This is a genomic window from Caballeronia sp. (genome assembly GCF_049581465.1).
GTDB lineage: Bacteria > Pseudomonadota > Gammaproteobacteria > Burkholderiales > Burkholderiaceae > Caballeronia.
In genome coordinates, this window is the sequence record NZ_JBAUSA010000319.1 from 1 (window position 1) to 3,509 (window position 3,509).

Below are 3,509 nucleotides of genomic sequence, written 5' to 3' on the forward strand. Positions count from 1 at the left end.
GCGTGGTCGTTCTGCTTAAGTCGGATTTTCTTGCTTATTTCTGTTAGCCCCTGTCCGGGGCGGGACTTCATTTCTTTTCAAACGCGAAAAGAAACGAAGCAAAGAAACGCGTTTTAACCCGCGAATACCTCAGTGTCGTCGTTGCTCACTTCAGGGTTTTGGCCCGAACGTAGCTCGGCCTCCACACATCAACCCGCACTCGAACACCCTCCCCAAGCACCAACGGCGCGCACACGCTTCGCCTCAACGGCTCCCAACCCGTTGCCGCTAGCGGCAACCCACTTATCCGCAGTCGAACACCCATCTCTCTTTTTCGCATGCTCAGGTCGGCGAATATACCTCCGGCATGGGCGCCAATAACGCCTCAATATCCTCAGCAGAAAACTTGGCCGCGCCCGTCGCATCCTCACGCAAAATACTATCGGCTAAGGCCGCCTTGCGATCCTGCATCGCCACAATCCGCTCCTCAATACTCCCCGCCACAATCAACTTATAGACAAACACAGGCTTCGTTTGTCCCAACCGGTGCGCCCGGTCAGTCGCCTGATTCTCAGCAGCCGGATTCCACCACGGATCGTAATGAATCACGGTGTCAGCAGCCGTGAGATTCAAGCCAACGCCTCCCGCCTTCAAACTAATCAAGAACAACGGGACTTTCCCGTCCTGAAAACGCTGCACCGGCGTAATCCGATCAGTGGTGTCACCCGTGAGCGTCACGTACGGAAGTCCCGCCTTATCAAGCGCCTTGGCAATAATCGCCAGCATCCCGGTGAACTGCGAAAACAACAACACGCGCCGCCCTTCCTCCAACAACTCCGGCAACATGTCGAGCAGCAAATCCAGTTTCGCCGATTCCTCCACTCGACCCGCTCGCGCAAGCTTGACCAGCGCCGGATCGCAACACACTTGCCGCAGCTTCAACAACGCTTCCAACACCACGATATGGCTGCGCGCCAACCCCTGTTCCGCTACCGCCATGCGCACCTTTTCCTGCATCGCCGTGCGCACGGTCTCGTAAAGATCGCGCTGCGCGCCTTCCAGCGCCACCGTCTGCACAATCGTCGTCTTTTGCGGCAACTCCTTCGCGACTTCGTCCTTTCGCCGACGCAACATGAACGGCCGAATCCGTCGCACCAACAAATCGCGCCGCACAGGGTCATCATATTTTTCAATCGGCGTGCGCCAACGCTTCGTGAAATCCTTCTGCGTACCCAGGAAACCAGGCAGCAAAAAGTCGAACTGCGCCCATAACTCACCCAAGTGATTTTCAAGCGGCGTGCCAGTCAAACACAACCGATGCCGAGCCCGTAAATCGCGAATACCCTTCGCGGCCTTGGTCGCGACGTTCTTCACAATCTGTGCTTCGTCAAGAATCAGCAGGTGATATTCGTGCGCGGCAAGCATCGCCTGGTCCCGCCACAGCAACGGGTACGTGGTCAGCACGAGATCGTGATCGCCAATCTGGTCGAAACGCTCCTTGCGCTGCGGACCATGCAAATCGAGCACCCGAAGCGCAGGCGCAAACTTTCGCGCTTCCTCGCGCCAGTTGTGAACAAGCGTGGTGGGCAATACAACGAGTGCAGGCCGGTCAAGTCGCCCCGATTCCTTCTCGACCAAAATGTGCGCAAGCGTCTGTACGGTCTTGCCGAGGCCCATGTCATCGGCGAGTACACCGGACAAGTTACGCTCGCGCAAGAACTGCATCCAGTTGAGTCCCTCGCGCTGGTAGGCGCGAAGTTCGGCGTGCAATCCGGCGGGCACGGGCACTTCGCGCAATCCAGGACCATCCTGCAGACGTTCGGCCAGGGCGCGAATGGATGCGTCGCCATGAAATTGCCAGCGGCCGGTGTCAGTCAACGCTTGCAGCCGGCCGGCATCTTGCTCCGAGACACGGATCGGTTTGACGCCGACGGTATCGAAGAGATCGATCAGCACGCGCACCACCGGCTTGATCCGGTCCGCGCGTATGCGCAGGCGCTCGCCGAGATCGGTCCGGAGTTCAATGCCCTCGCTGTCCTCGATCGAGTCCATTGCGCCGGCGAGCCAGCGCCGATCGCGCTGGAACAGGTCGGCCAGTAAAGGTTCCAGGCGCACGGTCCGGTCGCCAACGGCAATGCCAAGTTCGAGGTCGAACCAGCCATCGCTCGCCTGGCGGGCAGTGCCTTCAATGTCATCGATCTCGATGAAATCGAAGCGAAATTCGGGGGTGATCGATACCTGCCAGCCGCTCTCACGCAACGTCGGCAACGAATGATTGGCGAAAGCAGCCCATGCATCGGATGACGGCAAGCCGATCACGCCAGGGGGAATCGGCTTGGGGCCGAAGCGCTGGTGCGGGGGGATCTTGCGGAAACCGAGCTCGTAAAGTGCGCCCGCGTAGCGCTCTTCCACGTCTAGGCGGCGCCTGACCTGCACGATCTCGCCCGTGTCGGCGCGCATGACGGTCGTGGAACGCGCCGGATCGATGCGATATCCGTCGTAATCGAAACTCACAAGCCCGAAATCCAGCAGCGCGGCGCGCTCGTCGCGCGGCCGGTAGCCACCGTTAATGGGCAGGGTGTTGAGCGTGAGCCACGGCACCGGCTCGACGTCCACCACTCGCACGTCCACCCCTTCCTGCTCGGGTGGAGGCGGAAGGTCTGACGCGACTTCACGCAACATCGCGCCCACCAACGGGGCTTCCGCGAGCGAAATCGGCGGCATCGAGAGGTAATCGGCGAGTTGCCGCGCGGGTTGCGGCATGTCGACGATACCCGCTTCGTGCGTGGCGCCGTCCGTGTACCAGAGCGGCTCGGTGACAATGACGATCGACGCGGCAGGCTCGGTTTGCAGCACGGGGCGCACGCGGTCGTCGGGGTCGGGCATCCACTGGATATGTCCCGTTCGTGCGGGTCCTTCGCGCAGCGGCCGGCGCGGCTCGATTGATTCGGTGAACGCAGGGAGCGCGGCGAACAGGCGGCCAGTAGCCAGCATTTTCTGCAGCAGGTCGGCGCCGTGTTCGCCATGCAGCGTGAAATTGCCGAACTCGTTGCGCGAGCGCGAAATAAAAAACGCCCGCAGGATCACCATGTCGTCGTCGCCAACAAATTTCGGCGGCTTGACGAGCGCGGCGTCAACGTTGGTCCACGGCCGGTCGAGCGTGCGAAACGTGCCGTCGTCGCTCAATCGGACCTTGTAGAACTCGACTTGGGTAAGCCGCGAAATGCGTCCCTGACCCACGACATAAATCAGCGCAAGCGTCCCATTGGCCGCCGGCTTTTTAGCGGCGGCCGTACGCGTCGAAGCAAAGCGCGAGCGGAATCCTTCGAGCCAGCCCGCGACTTCCGGACGCACGGCCCCATCCTGTGGTTCGGGCGCGTCGCTGGCGCTTGCCAGCAGCACCGCAGCCGCGTGCTTGCAGCCGAAGCCGACCGGGCAGGAACAGTGGCCACGGGCCGACAGCGTGCCATTCTGGTCGTGAAATATCACCGTTACCTGGTAAGGCTGGCGCTGCGTGCCCTGGACGTCGG

1 protein-coding gene is annotated in these 3,509 nt (G+C 61.1%); it reads right to left on the reverse strand.

Annotation, left to right across the window (positions count from 1 at the left end; genetic code table 11):
* Positions 1-321: 321 nt before the first annotated feature.
* Positions 322-3,509 (reverse strand): DEAD/DEAH box helicase (locus WCA53_RS07935; protein ID WP_423907708.1); only part of this gene is annotated, 3,188 nt, incomplete at its 5' end.